Origin of the sequence: Micromonospora globosa, assembly GCF_000717585.1 — a bacterium.
GTDB classification, from domain to species: Bacteria; Actinomycetota; Actinomycetes; order Mycobacteriales; family Micromonosporaceae; genus Micromonospora; species Micromonospora aurantiaca.
This window is the reverse complement of the sequence record NZ_JNZR01000014.1, coordinates 1-20,947: the sequence shown is the minus strand read 5'-3', so window position 1 is coordinate 20,947 and position 20,947 is coordinate 1. Positions and strand designations below refer to the sequence as shown.

18 protein-coding genes and 1 tRNA gene are annotated in these 20,947 nt (G+C 72.8%); 9 read left to right on the top strand and 10 right to left on the bottom strand.

Features of this window, described 5'->3' with window-relative positions:
- Positions 1-2: 2 nt before the first annotated feature.
- From IF06_RS0114720 to IF06_RS0114705, 4 genes are all read right to left on the bottom strand, one after another.
- Positions 3-242, bottom strand: coding sequence for an acyl carrier protein (locus tag IF06_RS0114720; RefSeq protein ID WP_007072348.1), 240 nt, complete (start codon positions 240-242; stop codon positions 3-5).
- Between the two features lie 83 nt (positions 243-325).
- Complete coding sequence (locus tag IF06_RS0114715) at positions 326-1,270, bottom strand: beta-ketoacyl-ACP synthase III (protein WP_013287838.1); 945 nt, start codon at positions 1,268-1,270, stop codon at positions 326-328.
- On the bottom strand, positions 1,271-2,440 hold the full coding sequence (locus IF06_RS0114710; protein ID WP_030271641.1) for an acyltransferase domain-containing protein: 1,170 nt from the start codon (positions 2,438-2,440) through the stop codon (positions 1,271-1,273).
- Positions 2,441-2,537: 97 nt separating this feature from the next.
- Positions 2,538-3,812, bottom strand: coding sequence for a PucR family transcriptional regulator (locus IF06_RS0114705; protein ID WP_269635915.1), 1,275 nt, complete (start codon positions 3,810-3,812; stop codon positions 2,538-2,540).
- Between the two features lie 105 nt (positions 3,813-3,917).
- On the opposite strand from IF06_RS0114705, the gene IF06_RS0114700 reads away from it, so the two are divergent.
- Positions 3,918-4,247 carry a hypothetical protein gene (locus IF06_RS0114700; protein ID WP_013475622.1) on the top strand — a complete coding sequence of 110 codons (330 nt, stop codon included), beginning with the start codon at positions 3,918-3,920 and terminating at the stop codon, positions 4,245-4,247.
- 55 nt (positions 4,248-4,302) lie between these two features.
- Here the strand turns inward: IF06_RS0114700 and IF06_RS0114695 are convergent, their stop codons facing one another.
- Positions 4,303-4,965 (bottom strand): hypothetical protein, encoded by a 663-nt coding sequence (locus IF06_RS0114695; RefSeq protein WP_013287834.1) that lies wholly within the window; start codon positions 4,963-4,965, stop codon positions 4,303-4,305.
- Positions 4,966-5,157: 192 nt separating this feature from the next.
- On the opposite strand from IF06_RS0114695, the gene IF06_RS0114690 reads away from it, so the two are divergent.
- Positions 5,158-5,760 carry a copper resistance CopC family protein gene (locus IF06_RS0114690; protein ID WP_013287833.1) on the top strand — a complete coding sequence of 201 codons (603 nt, stop codon included), beginning with the start codon at positions 5,158-5,160 and terminating at the stop codon, positions 5,758-5,760.
- A 169-nt stretch (positions 5,761-5,929) separates the two neighbouring features.
- On the opposite strand, the gene gltX is transcribed toward IF06_RS0114690, so the two are convergent.
- Genes gltX through IF06_RS0114675 form a run of 3 tightly spaced genes read right to left on the bottom strand, consistent with a single transcriptional unit; the run spans position 5,930 to position 9,976 of the window.
- A complete protein-coding gene (gene gltX / locus IF06_RS0114685; RefSeq protein WP_030271635.1) occupies positions 5,930-7,339 on the bottom strand; it encodes a glutamate--tRNA ligase in 1,410 nt (469 codons plus the stop codon).
- Between the two features lie 49 nt (positions 7,340-7,388).
- Positions 7,389-8,666 (bottom strand): MFS transporter, encoded by a 1,278-nt coding sequence (locus IF06_RS0114680; protein ID WP_013287831.1) that lies wholly within the window; start codon positions 8,664-8,666, stop codon positions 7,389-7,391.
- Positions 8,663-9,976: a GH1 family beta-glucosidase gene (locus IF06_RS0114675; RefSeq protein WP_030271634.1), complete on the bottom strand. Its 1,314-nt coding sequence runs from the start codon at positions 9,974-9,976 to the stop codon at positions 8,663-8,665. The genes IF06_RS0114680 and IF06_RS0114675 overlap by 4 nt, the downstream gene beginning before the upstream one ends.
- A gap of 202 nt (positions 9,977-10,178) precedes the next feature.
- Here IF06_RS0114675 and IF06_RS0114670 point away from each other — a divergent pair, with 202 nt between their 5' ends.
- Positions 10,179-10,625 carry an SRPBCC family protein gene (locus IF06_RS0114670; RefSeq protein ID WP_013287829.1) on the top strand — a complete coding sequence of 149 codons (447 nt, stop codon included), beginning with the start codon at positions 10,179-10,181 and terminating at the stop codon, positions 10,623-10,625.
- A gap of 138 nt (positions 10,626-10,763) precedes the next feature.
- On the opposite strand, the gene aceE is transcribed toward IF06_RS0114670, so the two are convergent.
- The gene (gene aceE / locus IF06_RS0114665) at positions 10,764-13,508 is read right to left on the bottom strand and encodes a pyruvate dehydrogenase (acetyl-transferring), homodimeric type (RefSeq protein WP_030271632.1); all 2,745 of its coding nucleotides are present in this window, start codon (positions 13,506-13,508) and stop codon (positions 10,764-10,766) included.
- 189 nt (positions 13,509-13,697) lie between these two features.
- Here aceE and IF06_RS0114660 point away from each other — a divergent pair, with 189 nt between their 5' ends.
- Entirely contained in the window at positions 13,698-14,102 is a 405-nt protein-coding gene (locus tag IF06_RS0114660; protein ID WP_030271630.1) for a secondary thiamine-phosphate synthase enzyme YjbQ, read from the top strand.
- Positions 14,103-14,143: 41 nt separating this feature from the next.
- Here the strand turns inward: IF06_RS0114660 and IF06_RS0114655 are convergent, their stop codons facing one another.
- Positions 14,144-15,787, bottom strand: a complete 1,644-nt coding sequence (locus tag IF06_RS0114655) for an alkaline phosphatase D family protein (RefSeq protein ID WP_030271627.1) — start codon at positions 15,785-15,787, stop codon at positions 14,144-14,146.
- 186 nt (positions 15,788-15,973) lie between these two features.
- Between IF06_RS0114655 and IF06_RS0114650 the strand changes: the two genes are divergently transcribed.
- The 5 genes from IF06_RS0114650 (at position 15,974) to IF06_RS0114630 (ending at position 20,221) form a co-directional block, all read left to right on the top strand.
- Entirely contained in the window at positions 15,974-16,444 is a 471-nt protein-coding gene (locus IF06_RS0114650) for a MarR family winged helix-turn-helix transcriptional regulator (protein WP_013287825.1), read from the top strand.
- Between the two features lie 62 nt (positions 16,445-16,506).
- Positions 16,507-18,972, top strand: a complete 2,466-nt coding sequence (locus IF06_RS0114645) for a transketolase C-terminal domain-containing protein (protein ID WP_030271625.1) — start codon at positions 16,507-16,509, stop codon at positions 18,970-18,972.
- Between the two features lie 110 nt (positions 18,973-19,082).
- Complete coding sequence (locus IF06_RS0114640) at positions 19,083-19,517, top strand: DUF3052 domain-containing protein (protein WP_013287823.1); 435 nt, start codon at positions 19,083-19,085, stop codon at positions 19,515-19,517.
- Between the two features lie 81 nt (positions 19,518-19,598).
- Positions 19,599-20,066: a peroxiredoxin gene (locus IF06_RS0114635; RefSeq protein ID WP_013287822.1), complete on the top strand. Its 468-nt coding sequence runs from the start codon at positions 19,599-19,601 to the stop codon at positions 20,064-20,066.
- Positions 20,067-20,149: 83 nt separating this feature from the next.
- A tRNA-Val gene (locus IF06_RS0114630) sits at positions 20,150-20,221 on the top strand.
- The last annotated feature ends 726 nt before the right edge of the window (positions 20,222-20,947 follow it).

The following is a 20,947-nucleotide window of genomic DNA, read 5'->3' as shown; positions in this document are numbered from 1 at the left end:
GATCAGGACTGCGCCTCGATGTAGCTGACCGCGTCCCCGACGGTCTTGAGGTTCTGCACCTCGTTGTCCGGGATCTTGACGCCGAACTTCTCCTCGGCCGCCACCACGACCTCGACCATGGAGAGCGAGTCGACGTCGAGGTCGTCGGTGAAGGACTTCCCCTCGGCCACGTCGTCCGGGTTCACCCCGGCAACCTCTTCGAGGATCTCGGCGAGGCCGGCGGTGATCTCGTCACGGGTCATTGCGGTTGGTTCCTCTCATCGGGGGTTACCGGTGACCGGCGTCGCCGGTCACACACCTCGGCGCGTTCGCGCCCGAGGGGGTCTCAGGGGCAGCGCACGACCTGACCGGCGTAGGTCAGGCCGCCGCCGAAACCGAACAGCAGCACCGGGGCGCCCGAGGGCACCTCCCGCCGCTCGACCAGCTTCGACAGGGCCAGCGGGATGCTCGCCGCCGACGTGTTGCCGGACTCGACGATGTCCTTGGCGATGATCGCGTCCGGGATGTTCAGCCGCTTGGCGATGCCGTCGATGATCCGGGCGTTGGCCTGGTGCGGCACGAACGCGGCCAGCTCCGACGGGTCCACCCCGGCGCGCTCGCACGCCTGGAGCGCGAGCGGGGCCAGCGCGGTGGTGGCCCACCGGAACACCGACTGCCCCTCCTGGGTGATGTACGGCTGCCAGCCCTCGATCCGGACCGCGTCGCTCTTCTCCGGCGCGGAGCCCCAGACCACCGGCCCGATCCCGGCCGGCTCGTCGTCGGCGGTCGCGCTGACCACCGCCGCCCCGGCGCCGTCGGCGAAGATGATGCAGGTCGAGCGGTCGGTCCAGTCGGTGAAGTCGGAGAGCTTCTCCGCGCCGATGACGATCGCGTTGCGCGCCGCGCCGGCCCGGATCGCGTGGTCCACGGTGCCCAGCGCGTACGCGAAACCGGAGCAGGCGGTGTTGAGGTCGTACGCCCCGGGCGCGTTGATGCCCAGCTTGGCCGCGACCCGGCAGGCCACGTTGGGGCTGCGGTCCACGGACGTGCAGGTCGCCACCACGACCAGGTCGATGTCGGCGGCGGTCAGCCCGGCGTTGGCGAGCGCCTTGCCGGCGGCGGCGGTGGCCATGTCGGCCACCGTCTCGTCGCCCGCGATCCGCCGGGTGACGATGCCGACCCGGTCCCGGATCCACTCGTCGTTGGTGTCGACCATCTGGGCGATCTCGTCGTTCGTGACGACGCGGGAGGGCTGGTAGTGCCCCATCGCGACGATCCGGCTGCCGGCCATTTAGTGCGTTCCTCCGATACGGACGAGGGGCTGGCCCGGTGCGACCGGGTCGTCGTGGTGTGCGAGCCACTCGACGAGCGGCCCGTTGTCGTGCGCGGTCACCTCGACCGGCCCCCGGCCCGTGGTGACGTGGCCGAGGACCTGTCCGGCGCGTACCCCGGCACCCTCGGCCGGTCCGGCCGACAGGTCGAGGCGGCCGGCGGCGGGGGAGACGACCACCCGGAACGACGGCGCGCCCGGCCGGGCGGCGGGACCGGCGTGCCGGGCGATCAGGCGGCGCGCGGCGGGCAGGTCGGCCGGCGTGTTCAGGGTGACGATCTCGGGCGCGCCCTCGCCCTTGAGCTCCCGCTTGACCAGCCCGGCCAGGGTGCCGGCCGGCGGCAGCTCGATCACGCCGGTGACGCCGAGGTCGGCCAGCGTACGCGTGCACAGGTCCCAGCGGACCGGAGCGGTCACCTGCCGGACCAGCCGGCGTACCGTCTCGGGGCCGTGCCCGACCGGTGCGCCGTCGAGGTTGGACAGCAGGATCCGGGCCGGGGCGGAGGCCGGGACACCGGCGGCGACCGCGGCGAGCGCGGTCTCGGCCGGCGCCATGTACGGCGTGTGGAACGCGCCCGCCACCTGGAGCCGGATGACCCGGGTGCGGGTCGGCCGCTCGGCTGCGAGCCTGTCCAGCGCGTCGACAGCGCCGGCGGCCACGATCTGACCGGCGCCGTTGCGGTTGGCCGGGTGCAGCCCGTGCGCCGTCAGCGCGGCGAGCACCTCGTCCGGGTCGCCGCCGAGCACGGCGGCCATCCCGGTCGGCTCCAGCGCGCAGGCGGCGGCCATCTCCCGCCCGCGTACGCCGGCGAGCGTCACGGCGGCCTCGGCCGGCAGCACCCCGGCCAGCGCGGCGGCACCCAGCTCGCCGACGCTGTGCCCGGCGACCAGCCCGACGTCGTGCATCGGCAGGTGCTCGGCGGCGAGCAGCGCGGCGGCGACCAGCAGCGGCTGGGTACGGGCGGTGTCCTTGATCTCGTCCGCGTCCGCCCGGGTGCCCAGGTGGATCAGGTCCACCCCGGCCAGCGCCGACCACCAGCGCAGACGCGCCTCGGCGCCGGGGAGGTCGAGCCACGGCGCGAGGAAGCCGGGCTTCTGCGAACCCTGTCCGGGAGAGAGTACGGCGAGCACGTGTACGACTCTGACGGATACCGGCGTGCCGCGCTGTAACGTACGGCACCAAACCGCACTAGAACCTTTAGAGGAATCCTACAAAGATTGTCGGCGATCATCGCCGGTCGGAGACCGTCGGCACCACCGGGTCGAGGCGTCCCACTGTCAGCGCGACCTGCAACGCGAACGCGTCGCGCGGGGCCAGCGGCGAGAATCCGGTCACCTCGGCGATCCGCTTCAGCCGGTAGCGCACGGTGTTCGGGTGCACGAACAGCGCCCGGGCCGCGCTCTCCAGCGTGCCGCCGGCGGCGAAGAACGCGTCGAGCGTCTCCAGCAGCTCGCCGCCGGAGCGGGCCAGTGCCGCGTACACGTCGTGGCGCAACCGGCGGCGGGCCTCGGTGTCACCGGCCAGCGCGCGTTCCGGAAGCAGCTCGTCGGCGGCGACCGGGCACGGCGCGGTCGGCCAGGCCGGCGCGGCCCGGAACCCGGCCAGCGCGGCCCGCGCCGACTCGGTGGCCTCGTCCAGGCTGGGCACCGCCGGCCCGACCACCACCGGCCCCTCACCGAAGGCGGTACGCAGCTTCTCCGTGGCCGCCACCGGATCGGCAGCCCCGCCCAGCACGATGACCAGGCGGTCGCCGTGCACGCCGCCGATCACCTCGACGCCGATCCGCCGGGCCTGCCGGTAGACGGTGTGCAGCACGGCTGCCACCTCGCCGCCGGGGGAGCGGCCCACCGCCACCGCCACCGGCGGCGCGTCCGTCCAGCCCAGCGCGGCGGCGCGGCTGGCCAGCACGTCCGGGGAGTCGCCGCGCAGCAGCGCGTCGACCAGAAGCGCCTGCAACCGGGCGTCCCAGGACCCGCGGCTCTCGGCGGCCCGGGCGTAGACCCGCGCGGCGGCGAACGCGATCTCCCGGGAGAAGCGCAGCACCGCCTCCCGCAGCGACTGCTCCTCGCCCGGTACGGCCAGCTCCGACACCTGCTCCTCGACCACGTCGATGGTCACCTTGATCAGCGCCACGGTCTGCTGGAGGCTGATCGAGCGGGCCAGCGCCTGCGGTGCGGCGGCGAAGACCTCGTCCGACACCTCCTGGGTGCGGTCGGTCGCGCCGCCGCCCTGGCGCAGCCACAGCACCAGCGAGCGCACGCCGGCCTGGGCGACGAGCATGACCCAGGAGCGCTGGTCGGCGGGCAGCTCACGGAACCACGGCAGCGTCTCGTCCATCCGCGCCACGCTGGCGGTGGCCAGGCCGCCCGCCGCCCGCTCGATGCGACGCAGCGTCGCCGACGTCTCCGTTCCGCCCGGTTCGCTCACCGCACCAGCCTGACACGGCGTGACCAGCGGATCCACTTCGAGGTGACGCCCTCGCCGCGGCGTGACGATCTCCACCGGTACGCGCTGACGATCTCGTCCGGCCGGGCCAGTACGGTGTCAGGGCACGCCGGGCCAGACTCCGGCCGGGCGGGCGAGGGCGACGCGTGAGGGGGGCCGGGGATGGCGCAGGGGGAGGCCGAGCACGGTTGCGCCCAGGGTGAGGCCTGCCGGCGGGGGCACGACCAGCCGGCGACTGCCACGCACCCGCGCCGGCCGTGCCTGAACCACCAGGGGGAGCAGCCGGCCGGCCGGGTGCCGGAGCGTGCCGAGGACGAGCCGGGCGTGCCCCGGCAGCGGGCGGCGGAACCGGCGCACCTGGCCGACGACGAGCCGGCCGACCGGAGCTGCCGCAGCGACCTGTCGGGCTGGGCGGGAGCCCACCGTCACGGCGCGGTACGCCCGCGCAACCGCACCACACGCCGGGAGCGCCCGCCGCGCCGCTGGTGCTGACGCACCGCCTGCCGGGCTGACCGGGTGCGGCCGGGCTCAGCGGGTGCGGCCGGGCTCAGCGGGTGCGGCGGCGGACCAGCAGCGCGATGCCGGCCAGCCCGGCGGTGATGACGAGCACGATGCCCACGTTGAGTAGCAGCAGCCGCTGGAGCTCGCCGAGCGCGGTGTCGATGTTCTGCACCGGGTCGAGCGCCTCCTCCGGAAGCACCCGCTCGCCGCCGCCGACGCCTCCGGCGAGCGTGTCGAACTGCGCCGGCATCGGCACGCCGACCGAGCGCAGCGTCTCGGGCATGTTGAGCCGCCCGAAGAACCAGCCGGCCCGGGTGCTGCTCAGGTCCGGCTGCTTGCCCGGCCGGTAGATCCGGGGGCCGCCCTTGGCCAGCGGGAACAGGTCGTAGGTGCGCTGCGGGCCGGCGGCGGCGAGCACCACCACCGTGTACTTCGGACCGAGATCCTTCGCGGCCGGGCCGCGCAGCTGGCCGGTCGTGCCCAGCCACTTGACCTGGTCGATCACCAGGTTGACCTCGTTCGGGCTGGTGTCGGCGCGCAGTTTCAGCGGCGCGTCGAGCCGCTCGCCGCTGATGTCGACACCGGTCGGGGCCGGCTTCGGCTTGGGCGCCGCCTGGGCCGCCGCGGTGCCGGTCAGGGCCAGCGTGCACGCCAGGGCCGCCACGCTCCCGGTCACGGCGACCAGCAGCCGTTTCACCCTTCGGATCATCGCCGCCTCCTCGCCCCGTTCGATGGCTGGCTTCCGCTGCAGGTCACACTGGACCGGTGTCCACCACAAAGACTCCGCAGAACGGCGCTCGGTTGCAGCTGGTGGAAGAGTATTTGGAACTATCTGCGAGCTGAGACCGACCAATGAGCGGTCGATGATCATCGGCCGGATCCTACCCGGACGGAGGGAACCATGGGGGGCAGGGTCGCCCGTGTGGCGCGTACCTGGGCGGTGGTGCTCGGGGTGGTCGCGGCGTTCGCGCTGCTGCCGGCCGCGCCCGCCGCCGCGCACAACTCGCTGACCGGCAGTGATCCGCGCGACGGGGCCCGGCTGGCCGCCGCACCGGAGCGGATCGAGCTGCGGTTCCTCGCCACGCCGAAGGAGGCGACGACCGAGGTCACAGTCACCGGCCCGGACAACGTGGCCGCTACCGGCGGCGCGCCGACGTTCTCCGGCAAGCGCGTGATCGTGCCGTTCCGGCCGGGCGCGGCCGGCCTCTACATCGTGACCTACCGGCTGGCCTCCGACGACGGCCACCCGATCAAGGGGGAGGTCCGGTTCACCCTGACCACCGGCACCCCGGCCGAGTCGCCGTCGGCGACGGTGCCGCCCACCAGCGCCGCCCCCGCCACTTCCGCCGCTCTGCCCACCAGCGCGGTGCCGAGCCCCACCCCGGCCGCCGCCGGGGCGGACGATGACGGGGGTACGGGCTGGCTGTGGGCGGCCGGCACGGTGGTGGTGCTCGCGGCGCTGGGCAGCGGGCTGCTGCTGCGCCGCCGGGCCACCCGCCGGTGATCGTGGCCAGTGCGCGGGACCACTCTGCGTGACACTGCTGGCGCAATGATCGCCGAAAACAGATATGCCTCTGAGTCATAATTATGACTCAGAGGCATATCGGCCAATAGAGGAACCGCTTTCTGGCCACGACACGCCCGAGCGTCGGGAACGGGCGCCGTGCCGCGGCTCAGACCAGGCGTACGCGTGCGGCGCGCAGCCGGGTCAGCGTACGGTCGCGGCCGAGCACCTCCAGCGACTCGAACAGCGGCAGGCCGACGGTGCGCCCGGTGACCGCGACGCGTACCGGCGCCTGCGCCTTGCCGAGCTTCAGCCCGCGCTCCGCGCCGACCGCCTCCAGCGTGGCCTTCAGCGACTCGGCGTCCCAGGACTCCAGCGCCTCGAACGCCACGATCGCCGCGTCCAGCAGGTCGGCGGCGCCCTCCTTCATCGCCTTGGCCCATGCCGCCTCGTCGATCAGCGGGTCGGCCAGGAACAGGAAGTCGACGTTCGGCACGATCTCGCTGAGCACCGCGATCCGGGTCTGCGCCAGCGGGGCCACCGCCGCGAACGCGGCCGGGTCGAACTCGTCGGGCTGCCACGGCGGCGGGGCGATGGTCTCGGTACCGGTGAGCCACGGCCGGCACGCCTCGACGAAGTCCTCCACCGGCAGCGCCCGGATGTAGTCGCCGTTGAACGCGCGCAGCTTCTTCTCGTCGAAGAACGCCGGGGACGGGTTCACCTCGTCCAGCCGGAACTCCTCCTCGATCACCGACCAGGGCACGATCTCCCGGTCGCCCGACGGCGCCCAGCCCAGCAGCATCAGGTAGTTGCGCATCGCGTCGGCGAGGTAGCCCTCGTCCCGGTACGCCTCCAGCGCGACCTTGTCCCGCCGCTTGGACAGCTTCTGCCGCTTCTCGTTCACCACCACCGGCACGTGCGCCCAGATCGGCGGCTTGACGCCGAGCGCGTCCCACAGCAGCTGCTGCTTCGGGGTGTTCGGCAGGTGCTCCTCGGCCCGGATCACGTGGGTGATGCCCATGCTCATGTCGTCGACCACGTTCGCCAGCAGGAACACCGGGGAGCCGTCGCCACGGGCGATGACGAAGTCCTCGATCAGCTTGTTCTCGAACGTCGGCTCGCCGCGGACCAGGTCGACCACCACTGTCTCGCCCTCGTCCGGCGTCCGGAAACGCAGTGCCCGTCCCTCGCCCGGCTCCAGGCCGCGGTCCCGGCAGAAGCCGTCGTAGCCGCGCTGCTGCGGGCCGGTACGCGCCTGCACGTCCTCGCGGGTGCAGTCGCAGTAGTAGGCCCGGCCGCCCTCGTACAGCCGCTGCGCGGCGGCCCGGTGCTCGCCCGCGTACGAGGACTGGAAGTACGGGCCCTCGTAGCTGCCCCGGGCGATGCCGATCCAGTCGAGCGCGGACAGGATGCCCTCGGTCCACTCGGGCCGGTTACGTGCCGCGTCGGTGTCCTCGATGCGCAGCACGAACACCCCGCCCTGCTGCTTGGCGAAGATCCAGTTCTGCAGCGCCGAACGGGCGCCGCCGACGTGGAACATACCGGTCGGGGAAGGGGCGAAGCGTACACGTACCGTCACGCCCCCCAGCCTACGGCGGACCGCGAGGGGTTTCCGGCAGGGGGCCGGGTCAGGGCACCGACTTGATCTTCACGACCAGGGCGCTGCCGAGCAGGGTGACCGCCGCGGTGACCGCGTACAGCGTCGGGTAGCCGCCGAGGTGCACGACGATCGGCGCGGACAGCGCCGGCCCGAGCACCTGCGGCGCCGAGTTGGCGATGTTGATCACGCCGAGGTCCTTGGCCCGGTCGGTGGCGGCGGGCAGCACCTGGGTGATCAGCGCGGCGTCCACCGACAGGTAGACGCCGTAGCCCGCGCCGAGCAGCAGCGCCGCGACGATCGCCATCGGCCAGGTGGGAGCCGCCGCCAGCAGCACCGCCGCCACCGCCATGATCAGCCCGGAGGTGATCACGAAGACCTTGCGCCGGCCGGAGCGGTCGGACATGCGCCCGGCGACCACCGCGGTGAGCATCATGCCCAGCGTGTAGAGCAGGATCAGCACCAGCAGGGAGCCCTCGGGGTCGGCCACCCGTACCCCGTCGGTGAGGAAGTAGAGCAGGTAGAGCGTGCCCAGCGCGTTGCCGGTCTGCACCAGGAACCGGGTGAACCACGCCCAGGCGAAGTCGGGGTGGCGGCGCGGGCTGATCCACATCGAGGCGAACAGCGAGCGCAGCCGCAGCGGTGAGCGGTGCTCCCGGGGCAGGTGGTCGTCCTGGGTCAGCAGCGCGAACGGCAGCGACAGCAGCAGCACGGCGAGCGCGATCGCCGCGTACCCGGCGGCGTTTCCGGTGACCACGGCGGTGACCAGCACCGCGCCGAGCACCAGACCCAGCGCCTGCGGGATGCCTACCCAGCCGGACACGCCGCCGCGCTGCGCCACCGGCACCCGGTCCGGGATCGCGGCGGTGAGGCTGGCCAGCATCGCGTTGAAGCAGACCTGCGCTGCGACCCAGGCCACCGCCACCCCGGCGATGGTGTTCTGCCGGGCCAGCAGCACCAGGGCGAGCGCGCCGATGACCGCGCCGAGCGCGGTCCAGACGTGGCGGCGGCCGAAGTGCCGGTTGGCCAGCCGCAGCGAGGTGCGGTCGGACAGCGCCCCGGCGAGCGGGTTCGCCAGCACCGCGGCGAGCGCGCCGATGCCGGTGACCACCGCCAGCATGGCCTCCTTGTCGGCCGGGGCGATCCGTTCCACCTGCTGCGGCAGCAGCACCTGGATCGGGGTGAAGAACGCCATCCAGACGCCCAGGTTGGCCGCGAAGATCAGCGCGATCCAGCTCCGCCGTACCGGGACGGTCGGCTCGGCGAGCGCCGCCGGCAGCGAGGCCGGCGTCGGGTTCACAGTGGTCACCGCCGGACCAGATCCCGGAACCAGGTGTACGACGACTTCGGCGTCCGCCGCTGGGTGTCGAAGTCGACATGCACCAGGCCGAACCGCTTGGTGAAGCCCTCGGCCCACTCCCAGTTGTCCAGCAGCGACCAGACGAAGTACCCGGTCACCGGCACGCCCCCGGCCATCGCCTCGCGCACCGCGCGGATGTGCCCGTCCAGGTACGCGATCCGCTCCGGGTCGTGCACCCGGCCGTCGGCGTCCGGCGCGTCGTCGTACGCGCAGCCGCTCTCGGTGACCTGGATCGGCGGCAGCGCGTCGCCGTACCGCTCGTGCAGGAGGAGCAGCAGCTCGCGCAGCCCGTCCGGGGCCACCGGCCAGTCGAACGCGGTACGCGGGTAGCCGTCCAGCGGCACGATCTCGAACGGCAGCGGCGAGCCCGCCTCCGGTGCCCGGATGCCGGTCGGGTTGTAGTAGTTGACGCCGAGGACGTCGATCGGGGCGGCGATCACGTCCAGGTCGCCGTCGCGTACCACTGCGGGGTCGGGGCCGAGCGCGTCCGGGTAGCCGCGTCCGAGCAGCGGATCGGTGAACAGGCGGTTGTGCAGCGCGTCGTACGCCGCGGCGGCGGCCCGGTCCGCGTCGGTGTCGCCGGCCAGGCGCACCGGGGAGTAGTTGTTGGCGATCGCCACCGGGGACGTGCTGCGGGCGCGCAGCGCGGCGACCGCGAGGCCGTGCCCGAGGAGCTGGTGGTGGGCCACCGGGAAGGCGTCGAACAGCAGCGTGCGGCCCGGCGCGTGCTCGCCCATGCCGTGGCCGAGGCTCATGTGGATGAACGGCTCGTTGAGCGTGATCCAGAGCTTCACCCGGTCGCCGAGGCGGGCCGCGGTCAGGTCGGCGTACTCGGCGAAGCGGGCGGCGGTGTCCCGGTTGAGCCAGCCGCCGGCGTCCTCCAGCGCCTGCGGCAGGTCCCAGTGGAACAGCGTGGCGACCGGGTCCACACCGGCGGCGAGCAGTCCGTCCACCAGCCGGTCGTAGAAGTCCAGCCCGGCGGCGTTCGCCGGGCCGGTGCCGGCCGGCTGGATCCGGGGCCAGGCGATCGAGAACCGGTACGCGGACACCCCCAGCCCGGCCAGCAGCGCGGTGTCCTCGGCGTACCTGTGGTAGTGGTCGCACGCCTGGTCGCCGGTGCTGCCGTCGGCGATCCGGCCCGGGTCGTGGGCGAACGTGTCCCAGATGGACGGACCACGCCCGTCGACTGTGGTCGCACCCTCGATCTGGTACGCGGAGGTGGAGACCCCCCAGCGGAAGCCGGCGGGGAACTCGGGCATCGGCGCGGTCGTCAAGTCACCCTCCAGGAACGTGAAGCGTGCTCGCGACTCTAGGGCTCTGCGGACCGACGCGCCATAGGCCGAGATGACTGGGTGACGCAAGGGAGTTCGGCGTGTCTTTTCCGAACCCGTCCGCTTAAGTCCGATTTACACATAGAGTGCCAAATATCGCGGATGTGATTTAAGTGGGGGAAAGATACTCATGATCCTCGTGGAACGAAGCGCGCACGTGGCGGCGCCGGTGGATGTGGTCTGGGACGTCGTGCAGCGCGCCGAGCAGCTGCCGGCCTGGCTGGCGGGAGTCCGCGCGGCCGAGGTCCTGTCCGGGGAGGGATTCGGGCGGCGGCAGCTGGTCCAGGCCGGACGCGGCGCCGCGCACGAGGCCGAGGTGATCGCCTTCCAGGAGCCGACCCTGATCGGCTGGCGCGAACGCGCGAAGGGCGCCGGCGCCCGGGCCGAGGCGCGCACCGAGATCTACGTCCAGCTGACCCCGGACGAGGAGGGTGGCGGCACCGTCGTACGCCTGATCGTTGTGCGGTGGCCCGCCGGACCCGTCAAGGCGGCCCTGCTCCGGCTCGGCCTGCGCCGGGTCGGCGCCGACCTGGAGGACTCGCTGGCCCGGCTGACCGACCTGGCCGCCGTCGGCTGACCGAGCCCGTCCCGGCGTCGCCCGCGATGGTGACGGCCCGGCGTTCCCGCCAGGGACGCCGGGCCGTCGTCGTCTGTGCCCGAGGTGTTAAGAAGGGGCCCCTCCTCTACCGGAGGCGTTAAGAAGGGGCCCTTCCTTTCAGCTGTCGCCGCCGGTCTCGCCGACCGGGGCGGCGTTGACGTCGTCCAGCGCGTACTTGCGGGCCGCGTCGGCCGGCACGTGCGCCGGCACCACGCCGCGCAGCGCGAGCTGGCGCAGCGTCGCGACCGCCACCGACTCGGCGTCCACGTGGAAGTGGCGGCGCAGCGCGTGCCGGGTGTCCGACATGCCGAAGCCGTCGGTGCCGAGCGAGGTGTAGTCCCCGGGCACCCAGCGCGCGATCAGGTCCGGCACCGCGCGCATCCAGTCGCTCACAGCGACCTTCGGCCCGTCGGCGTCGGCCAGCTTCCGCGCGATGTACGGCACGCGCGGCTCCTCGCCCGGGTTGAGCAGGTTGTGCTCCTCGCACTCCACCGCGTCGCGGCGCAGCTCGGTCCAGGACGTCACCGACCACACGTCGGCGGACACGCCCCAGTCCTCGGCGAGCAGCTGCTGGGCCTTGAGCGCCCACTGCATGCCGGTGCCGGACGCGAGGATGTTCGCCTTCGGCGCGTCGTCACCGACCTGCGGCGCGGGGGAGTAGCGGTGGATGCCCTTGAGGATGCCCTCGACGTCCACGCCCTCCGGCTCGGCCGGCTGGAAGATCGGCTCGTTGTAGATGGTGAGGTAGTAGAAGATGTTCTCCGGCGCCTCGCCGTACATCCGGTGCAGGCCGTTCTCCACGATGTGCGCCAGCTCGAAGGCGAACGCCGCGTCGTAGGAGACCACCGCCGGGTTGGTGGCGGCGAGCAGCAGCGAGTGGCCGTCCTCGTGCTGGAGGCCCTCACCGTTGAGCGTGGTCCGGCCGGCTGTCGCGCCGAGCACGAAGCCCCGCGCCATCTGGTCCGCCGCCGCCCAGAACCCGTCGCCCGTGCGCTGGAAGCCGAACATCGAGTAGAAGATGTACAGCGGGATCATCGGCTCGCCGTGGGTGGCGTACGCCGTGCCCGCGGCCGTGAACGAGGCCACCGAACCGGCCTCGTTGATCCCCTCGTGCAGGATCTGGCCGGTGGTCGACTCCTTGTAGGACAGGAACAGCTCCCGGTCCACGGAGGTGTAGCGCTGGCCGTGCGGCGAGTAGATCTTCTGGGTCGGGAACAGCGAGTCCATACCGAAGGTACGGGCCTCGTCCGGGATGATCGGCACCCAGCGCTTGCCGAACTCCTTGTCCTTCATGATGTCCTTGAGCAGGCGGACGAACGCCATCGTCGTGGCGACCTTCTGCTTGCCCGACCCGCGCTTGACGTCGGAGAACCGCTCGGTGCCCGGGATGGCCAGCGTCTTGCGCGCGGTGCTGCGCGTGGGCAGGTAGCCGCCGAGCTGCTGACGCCGGTCCTTCAGGTACGCGATCTCGTCGGACTTCTCGCCCGGGGTGTAGTACGGCGGGAGGTACGGGTTCTCCTCCAGCTGCTTGTCCGGGATGTCCAGGTAGAGGCGGTCGCGGAAGAGCTTCAGGTCCTCCAGCGTCAGCTTCTTCATCTGATGGGTGGCGTTGCGGCCCTCGAAGTGCGAGCCGAGCGTCCAGCCCTTGATTGTCTTGGCGAGGATCACCGTCGGCTGGCCGGTGTGCTCCATCGCCGCCTTGTAGGCCGCGTAGAGCTTGCGGTAGTCGTGGCCACCCCGCTTGAGGTTCCAGATCTCGTCGTCGGACAGGTGCTCGACCATCTTGCGGGTCCGCGGGTCGCGGCCGAAGAAGTGCTCCCGCACGTACGAACCGGACTCCGCCTTGTAGGTCTGGTAGTCACCGTCGGGCGTGGTGTTCATCAGGTTGACCAGCGCGCCGTCGGTGTCGGCGGCGAGCAGCGGATCCCACTCGCGGCCCCAGACCACCTTGATGACGTTCCAGCCGGCGCCCCGGAAGAACGCCTCCAGCTCCTGCATGACCTTGCCGTTGCCGCGGACCGGTCCGTCCAGGCGCTGGAGGTTGCAGTTGATCACGAAGGTGAGGTTGTCCAGCTCCTCGCGGGCGGCCACGCCGATCGCGCCGAGCGACTCGACCTCGTCCATCTCACCGTCGCCGAGGAACGCCCAGACGTGCTGCTGGGAGGTGTCCTTGATGCCGCGGTGGTGCAGGTAGCGGTTGAACCGCGCCTGGTAGATCGCGTTCAGCGGGCCGAGGCCCATGGAGACGGTGGGGAACTCCCAGAAGTCCGGCATCAGCCGCGGGTGCGGGTACGACGGGAGCCCGCCGCCGGGGTGCGACAGCTCCTGCCGGAAGCCGTCGAGCTGGCTCTCGCTGAGCCGGCCCTCCAGGAACGCCCGCGCGTACATGCCGGGGGAGGCGTGACCCTGGTAGAAGATCTGGTCGCCGCCGCCCGGGTGGTTCTTGCCCCGGAAGAAGTGGTTGAAGCCCACCTCGTAGAGGGACGCCGAGCTGGCGAACGTGGAGATGTGCCCACCGACGCCGATCTCCGGGCGCTGCGCCCGGTGCACCAGCATCGCGGCGTTCCACCTGATGTACGCCCGCAGCCGCCGCTCGACATGCTCGTCACCCGGGAACCACGGTTCGCGCTCCGGCGGGATCGTGTTGATGTAGTCGGTGGTGGTCAGTGACGGCACCCCGACCTGCCGCTCGCGGGCCCGCTCCAGCAGGCGCAGCATGACGTACCGGGCTCGCTTTGTCCCGCGCTCGTCGATGACACCGTCGAGTGACTCGACCCATTCGCTGGTCTCTTCAGGGTCGATGTCCGGAAGCTGGCTCGGCAGACCAGCGGTGATCACCGGGCGCTTGCGTTCCGTAGCCACAGGCGTTCCCTCGGTTTCGTGTGGGATAGGTCTCTAGCGCCATCCTGCCCCCTGGTGGCGTGTGCCGTCACCTCTCCCACCCCCAGACGCGACGCTGAACACAGGTACCCATCAGTAACTTTGCGCTATCACCGGATGCGCTATCGGCGGGCGGGGCGGTGAACCGGGCACTGCGGCAGAATGCGCCGTATGCGCAGTGAGGTGATCACCGTCCGGACCGGCTCCCGGCCGACCGTCCGGGACATCACGAGCGAGGCCGAACGGTTCGTGTCCGGGGCCGGCGACGGCCTGCTGCACGTCTTCGTCCCGCACGCCACCGCCGGGCTGGCGATCATCGAGACCGGTGCCGGCTCCGACGACGACCTGCTCCGGGCGCTCGACGACCTGCTCCCCACCGACGACAGGTGGCGGCACCGGCACGGCTCACCCGGGCACGGCCGCGACCACGTGCTGCCGGCGTTCGTGCCGCCGTACGCGACGCTGCCGGTGCTCGGCGGGCGGCTCCAGCTCGGCACCTGGCAGTCGATCTGCCTGGTCGACACCAACGGCGACAACCCCGACCGTCAGGTGCGCTTCTCGTTCCTGGCCGGCTGACCGGCCGGACCGGGCGTGCGACGCCCGGCCCGGCCGCGCCGTCACGGGCGGACCGTCTCCGCCTCCACCGTCTGCCGGCCCTGGTCGACGCCGGGGCCGGCGGTGCGCGCCGCGGCCGGCGGCCGGTCGTGGGTCAGGTTCAGCCCGGGTACGCGGTCCTCGATCACGAACGTGGCCCGGGTGTACGCGGGCGCGTCCGGCCGGCTCACATACGGCAGGACGTCGAAGTCGGCGGTCAGCTCGGTCGGGGTGATAGTGGTGCGGACGTACCCCCGAAGGTTGTTCTGGAAGCGCAGGTGCGGGTTGAACGCCAGCCACGGGTGCGAGCCGGTCGGCGAGTCGGCGCCGTCGCCGGTCGAGGTGATCGACGAGCAGACCAGCTCGCTGCCGACGGTGCGCGAGGTCGGGTCGGCGTAGTCCAGCTTCAGGTCACTGGCCCAGTGCGCGTGCACGTCGCCGGTGAGCACCACCGGGTTGCGCACCCCGGCGGCCGTCCAGCCCCGGGTGATCCGGTCCCGGGATGCGACGTACCCGTCCCAGGCGTCCATGCTCGTCACCGTCAGCGGACCGGAGTTGTTGTCCCGCTGGGCGAAGAACACCTGCTGGCCGAGCAGGTCCCAGCGGGCCTCGGAACGGCGGAAGCCGTCCAGCAGCCACGCCTCCTGTGCGGCGCCGGTGATCGAGCGGGCCGGGTCGGACGCCTCGGCGCAGCTCTTGTAGCCGTCACCGCACGCCTGGTCGTCCCGGTACTGCCGGGTGTCGAGCATGTGGAAGGTGGCCAGCCGGCCCCAGCGCACCCGCCGGTAGAGCTGCATGTCGATGCCGCGCGGGATCGAGGTGCGGCGCAGCGGCATGTTCTCGTAGTACGCCTGGAACGCCGCCGCCCGCCGTGCGGGGAACTCCGGGTCGGGCGCCTCGGGCACCTCGTCGGCCCAGTTGTTCTCCACCTCGTGGTCGTCGAAGACCACCACCCAGGGCGCGACCGCGTGCGCCGCCTGGAGGTCGGTGTCGGTCTTGTACTGGGCGTGCCGCTGCCGGTAGTTCGCCAGCGTCCGGGTCTCCGGGCCCTCGTGGTCGCGCGGGTTGCCGCCGGGGACGTTGTACGTGTCCTTGGCGTACTCGTACTGGTAGTCGCCGAGGTGCAGGATCAGCTCCGGCTCGGTCTCGGCCAGCCGCCGGTACGCGGTGAAGTAGCCGTGCTCGTACTGCGAGCAGGAGGCGAAGCCCATGGCGAGCGCGGAGGGCATCGACCACGGCGCCGGGGCGGTGCGGGTGCGCCCGGCCGGGGACGCCCAGCGTTCGGCCCGGAACCGGTAGAAGTACTCCCGTCCGGGCAGCAGGCCGTCCAGTTCGACGTGCACGCTGTGCGAAGACTCCGGCCGGGCCAGCCGTACGCCGCGGCGCACCACGTGCCGGAAGCGCTCGTCGGCGGCCACCTCCCAGGACACCGGCACGACCCGCGACGGCATGCCGCCCAGGCCGTCCTCGGCCAGCGGCTCCGGCGCCAGCCGGGTCCAGAGCACGAAGCCCTCGTGGTCCGGGTCGCCGGAGGCCACGCCGAGCGTGAACGGGTCGCGGCGCAGCGGGCCGGGCGACGCGGCGGCCGCGACCGGCAGGCCGGCTGCCGCGCCGGCGGCGCCGAGCGCCGCGCCGCTGAGCAGGATGGTACGTCGGGACAGAGCCACGGTTTTCCTCCCCGGAGTCCGGTTCGTCGACTCCCGGCAGCCTCACGGACGTCGATGGCCGTCAGGTGAAGGGCGGACGACCGGCCGGGAATTTCCGCCGAACAGCGCTTCATGATCGGCAATCGGTTGCAGGAGGTGCCTGACCGTTCGGCTGATCGAAGATCGACTCGCCCATACGATGATCGGATGGCGCAATCCACCGTTCCCACCGTCCGTGACCGGGCGGACCTGGCCGGGGAGACCGTGCGCCGGATCCTGCACGTCGCCGCCGCGTTGCGGCACCACCAGGACGAGGGGATCGCGGCGCTGGGCCTCACCCCGGCGGTCGCCCGGGCGCTGCACGAGCTGGACCCGGACCGCCCGCTCCCGGCCCGTGACCTCGCCGAGCAGCTCGGCTGCGACAGGTCCAACGTCACCGGCCTGGCCGACAAGCTGGAGCAGGCCGGGCTGGTGGAACGGCGTACCGATCCGGCCGACCGGCGGCAGAAGGCGCTCGTGGTCACCGGGCGGGGGCGGCAGGTACGCGACCGGGTCCGCCAGGTGATGTCGGACTCCCGACTCCTCGACGCCCTGAGCACCGACGAACTGGCCACACTGCGGGACCTGGTGCTCAAGGTCTCCGACGGAGGCTGTCCGCAGGAGTGTGGCCAGGTCTGAGCCACGCCGGGCGGAACGTGTCCGACTGGGCGAGGCGGGCCCGAGTCGGTAATGCTGTCCGCGTGACCACCCCGCACGATCTCGACGACCGGCTCCGAGCCGAACTGGCCGCGCTCGGGGCGCCCGACCAGCGGCGCGACCTGGCCGAACCGCTGCCCGACGGCGGTGCGTTGACCGGGGCGCAGGCGCTGGCCCTGTTCGACGCGCAGCTGACCAGCCGGCTGCTCGACCTGGCCGGGCGGTGGCTGTCGGGCTTCGGTGAGGGGTACTTCACTGTCGAGTCGGCCGGTCACGAGGGCGACGCCGCGGTGGCAGCCGCGCTGCGGCCGACCGATCCCGCGCTGCTGCACGCCCGCTCCGGCGCGTTCTACTGCCTGCGCGCGGCCCAGGCCGCCGGCGCCTTCCCCGCAGCCCCGCCGGACCTGCCGCCCGCGACCGGCGCCGACGCCCCACCCACCACCCCGGAACCGGGAAGATCTTGGAGCGAAAGCGCCCCTCCGGGGGCCGTTTCCCACCAAGATCTCGACGTTGACCCGGGGGAGACGGAGGCGGCCAGCCTCCCCGTGGGCGCCGGGATCGTCGTGGACGCGGACGGGGACGCGACTGTCGTCGTACCCGATCTGCCGCAGCCCGCGCCCGACGACGCGTTCGCGGCGGCGGCGCGCGACGTGCTGCGCGGCATCGTCGCCTCCGCCGAGGAGCCCGCGGCCGGCGGGCGGGCGAAGGTCTTCGGCCGCGCCGACCTGGCGGTCGTGCCGACCACGTCGGCCGCCGGTTCGCACCTGCCGCGCGCCGTCGGCCTGGGGCTCGCGCTGGAGCGGCTGCGCCGCGGCGCGCGGCCCGCCGACGGCGAGGCCGAGGCGGCGCCCTGGCCGGCCGACGCCGTGGTGGTCTGCGCCTTCGACGACGGCGCGGCCGACCACGCCGCGGCCACGGCCGCGCTGAACACGACCGGCTGGTACGACCACACCGGCCTGCGCATCCCGGTGCTGTTCGTCTGCGCCGACGGCGGCGCCTCCGCCGAGGGCTGGGTGGCCGCCACGCTGCGGGCCCGGCCCGGCATCAGGTACTTCGCCGCCGACGGCACGGACGTGGCCGCGACCTACCGGGTCGCGGCGGAGGCGGCGGAGTGGGTACGCCGGCAGCGCCGGCCCGCCGTGCTGCACCTGAGCGCGGTCCGCCTGATGGAGCAGGGTGACGGCGACGCGGCCCGCGACCCGCTGCTGGCCACCGCGCGGCTGCTGGTGACCTCCGGGTACGCCAGTGGCGAGGAACTGCTCGCCCGCTACGACGAGCGGGGCTGGCAACTGCGCCGCGTCGCCGAGGAGGTGCTGGACGAGCCGAAGCTCGCCTCCCCGGTCGAGATCGTGCGGGAGCTGGCGCCGCGCCGGCCGGTACGGGTGTCCCGCGCGGTCGCCGAGGCGGCGGCACACGCGGTCGGGCCGGGCGCCGGAGCGCGGGCGGAGGCGTTCGGCGGCAAGCCGCCGGAGCTGACCGGCCCGCTCACGCTGGCGCAGAGCATCAACGCCGCGCTCGCCGACGGCATGCTCGACCACCCCGGGACGGCGGTTTTCGGCCACGACGTGGCCGCACAGGGCGGGGTGTACGGCGTGACCGAGGGGCTGCGGGACCGGTTCGGGGCGGCGCGCGTGTTCGACACGCTGCCGGACGCGACCTCGATCCTCGGGCTCGGGCTCGGCGCCGGGCTGGCCGGTCTGCTGCCGGTGCCCGAGATCCGCCACCTGACCCTGCTGCACGGCGCCGAGGACCAGCTCCGCGGCGAGGCGGCCACCATGCGGTTCCTGTCCCGGGGCGCGTTCCGCAACCCGATGGTGGTGCGGGTGCCCGGCCTGGCGAGCCCGGAAGGACTCGGCGGCCACGACCGCAACGACGACTCGCTGGGGGCGTTGCGGGACGTACCGGGGCTGGTGGTGGCCGTGCCGGCCCGGCCGGACGACGCCGCGCCGATGCTGCGGACCTGCCTGGCGGCGGCCCGGGTGGACGGCAGCGTCTGCGTGTTCGTGGAGCCGATCGCGCTCTACCACGTGCGTGACCTGTACACGGACGGTGACGACGAGTGGACCACCGAGTACGCCGAGCCGGGCGCCTGGGCGGACCGGCACGTGCCGATCGGGCGGGCCCGCGTCTACGGGATCGGCTCCGCCGAGGACCTCACCATCATCACGTTCGGTAACGGGGTGCGGATGTCGCTGCGCGCCGCCGCCACGCTCGCCGAGGAGGGCGTGGGCAGCCGGGTGGTGGACCTGCGCTGGCTGGCCCCGCTGCCGGTGGCCGACATCATCAGGGAGTCCTCGGCGACCGGCCGGGTGCTGGTGGTGGACGAGACGCGGCGAACCGGCGGGGTGGGCGAGGGCGTCCTGTCCGCGCTCGTCGACACCGGGTACGTGGGCGCTGCACGCCGCGTAGCCGCACTTGACTCGTTTGTACCATTAGGTCCGGCTGCCCGTCAGGTTCTGGTCTCCGCGGAAGCCATCACCCAGGGTGCCCGTACGCTGCTGGCACGGTAAATTCCGTTCCACCCGGTGCGCCACTTGCGCGGCGAGCCGCAACTGTGTGGACTGAGCCCGACGGTGTCACCCGACGCCACGAGCAGGGATAGATGAGGAGGCACTCGACAGTGAGCGCGACCGCTGGCCAGGCCGACGGGGTACGCAGCCTGGCGGACCGGTTCGGTATCGAGCCGGGCATGGTCGTCATGGAGATGGGCTACGACGACGACGTCGACACCGATCTCCGGGACGCCCTGACCGACCGCTGTGGGGAACTCGTCGACGAGGACACCGACGAGGTGGTCGACGCGGTTCTGGTCTGGCACCGCGACGGCGACGGTGACCTGTTCGAGCTCCTCGTCGACGCCCTCGGGCCGCTCGCGGACAACGGCGTGGTCTGGCTCCTGACCCCGAAGGCCGGCCGCGACGGTCACGTCGAGCCGAGCGAGGTCGCGGAGAGCGCGCAGACCGCCGGGCTCCAGCAGACCTCCACCATCAACGCCGGCCGCGACTGGAGCGGAGCCCGCCTCGTCATGCGTCGCGGGTCCAAGAGCAAGAAGTAGGGCGGCGCCGCACACCCGGCGACCGCGGTCGCCGGGTGTGGCAGGCTGATCATCTCCAGACCCGATCCCGAGGGAGCACGCATGCCCATCGAGGTTGGCGCCGAGGCGCCCGACTTCCTGCTCAAGGACCAGAACAACCAGGAGGTCCGGCTCTCCGACCTCCGCGGTAGCAAGACCGTGCTGCTGGTCTTCTACCCGCTCGCCTTCACCGGCATCTGCCAGGGCGAGCTGTGCGAGGTGCGGGACAACCTCAACGAGTACGTCAACGACGACGTCCAGGTGCTGACCGTCAGCGTCGACTCCGTGTACGCCCACAAGATCTGGGCCGACCGGGAGGGCTACCAGTTCCCGCTGCTGTCCGACTTCTGGCCGCACGGCGCGGTGGCGCAGGCGTACGGCGTCTTCAACGACGTCGCGGGCATCGCCAACCGGGGCACCTTCGTCATCGACAAGGCCGGCGTGGTCCGGTTCGCCGAGATGAACATGCCCGGCGAGGCGCGCGACCAGCAGGGCTGGCGCAAGGCGCTGGCCGAGGCCGTCGCCGCCTGAGTCCCACACCCCAGGCACGTCGTTGCGCGGGGCCGGAGGCGGGCAGGTAAGCTGGCCGCTCCGGCCCGCCGTACGGGCGTTCCGGGCGCGTAGCTCAGTGGGAGAGCACTCGCCTTACAAGCGAGGGGTCGCAGGTTCGAAACCTGCCGCGCCCACCCTTCACCACCAGCAGAAACCGCCCCGAGAAGATCGTTCCTCGGGGCGGTGACAGCAACGCTGACAGCAATAGGGTCTATGACAGCCGTCCATCGAGCTTGCCGAGCGCCTGACGCATCGCGTCAAGGCGGCCCTGAACGGGCCGCACGCGCCGCCGCCTGGGCGCGCGTCCGTCGCTCCGCTGGCGCTCCGACTCCGGCCACGCAACACGCCCGGCGTCTGGCGCGGAGAGCGGGAAGCCCAAGGGGCCGCCGCAGAACGACAGGCCGTTGACCGATGGGGTGGTGGGCCGGCAGCCGGCCGGGCCGCGCGGCCACGAGCCCGCGCGGCGTAGGGGAGCGCACGCCGGCCGCGTCGGCGAGCTGGCGGCGGTTGCGGGGCTGCGGTTACTGCGCCTCCGGCGGGGGCGCTCGGGCTCCGAGATGGTTGCAACCCCGTCGGCGCGTTGCGGTCCGTGGGTGAGTGCGCGGGCCATCCCGCCTGCCACCGACCCGGGCCAGCCGAGCAGACCACCGCCCGACCCCCCAGCGTCCGACTGTGCGTCAAGGTCCGCTTGACGTGGCGGGCCCGGCCCGCTCCCCAGTAGGGCGGGTCGACGGCAGACGGGGATGGCGAAATTGCTCCGGCGCTAGTACTCCAGCCGGGGATGTTGACCTTGGCTGAGCTGGGGCTTGGTGTGGTGTGTGAACGGGTGCAGCCACCGTCGATCATGGGCGGTTGTGTGG

Coding starts and splice junctions, on each gene's coding strand:
- IF06_RS0114715 (WP_013287838.1), bottom strand. CDS start 1,270: ATGGCCGGCAGCCGGATCGTCGCGATGGGGCACTACCAGCCCTCCCGC.
- IF06_RS0114635 (WP_013287822.1), top strand. CDS start 19,599: ATGCCCATCGAGGTTGGCGCCGAGGCGCCCGACTTCCTGCTCAAGGAC.
- IF06_RS0114660 (WP_030271630.1), top strand. CDS start 13,698: ATGCGCAGTGAGGTGATCACCGTCCGGACCGGCTCCCGGCCGACCGTC.
- IF06_RS0114695 (WP_013287834.1), bottom strand. CDS start 4,965: ATGATCCGAAGGGTGAAACGGCTGCTGGTCGCCGTGACCGGGAGCGTG.
- IF06_RS0114700 (WP_013475622.1), top strand. CDS start 3,918: ATGGCGCAGGGGGAGGCCGAGCACGGTTGCGCCCAGGGTGAGGCCTGC.
- IF06_RS0114720 (WP_007072348.1), bottom strand. CDS start 242: ATGACCCGTGACGAGATCACCGCCGGCCTCGCCGAGATCCTCGAAGAG.
- IF06_RS0114675 (WP_030271634.1), bottom strand. CDS start 9,976: ATGCCCGAGTTCCCCGCCGGCTTCCGCTGGGGGGTCTCCACCTCCGCG.
- IF06_RS0114670 (WP_013287829.1), top strand. CDS start 10,179: ATGATCCTCGTGGAACGAAGCGCGCACGTGGCGGCGCCGGTGGATGTG.
- IF06_RS0114690 (WP_013287833.1), top strand. CDS start 5,158: ATGGGGGGCAGGGTCGCCCGTGTGGCGCGTACCTGGGCGGTGGTGCTC.
- IF06_RS0114650 (WP_013287825.1), top strand. CDS start 15,974: ATGGCGCAATCCACCGTTCCCACCGTCCGTGACCGGGCGGACCTGGCC.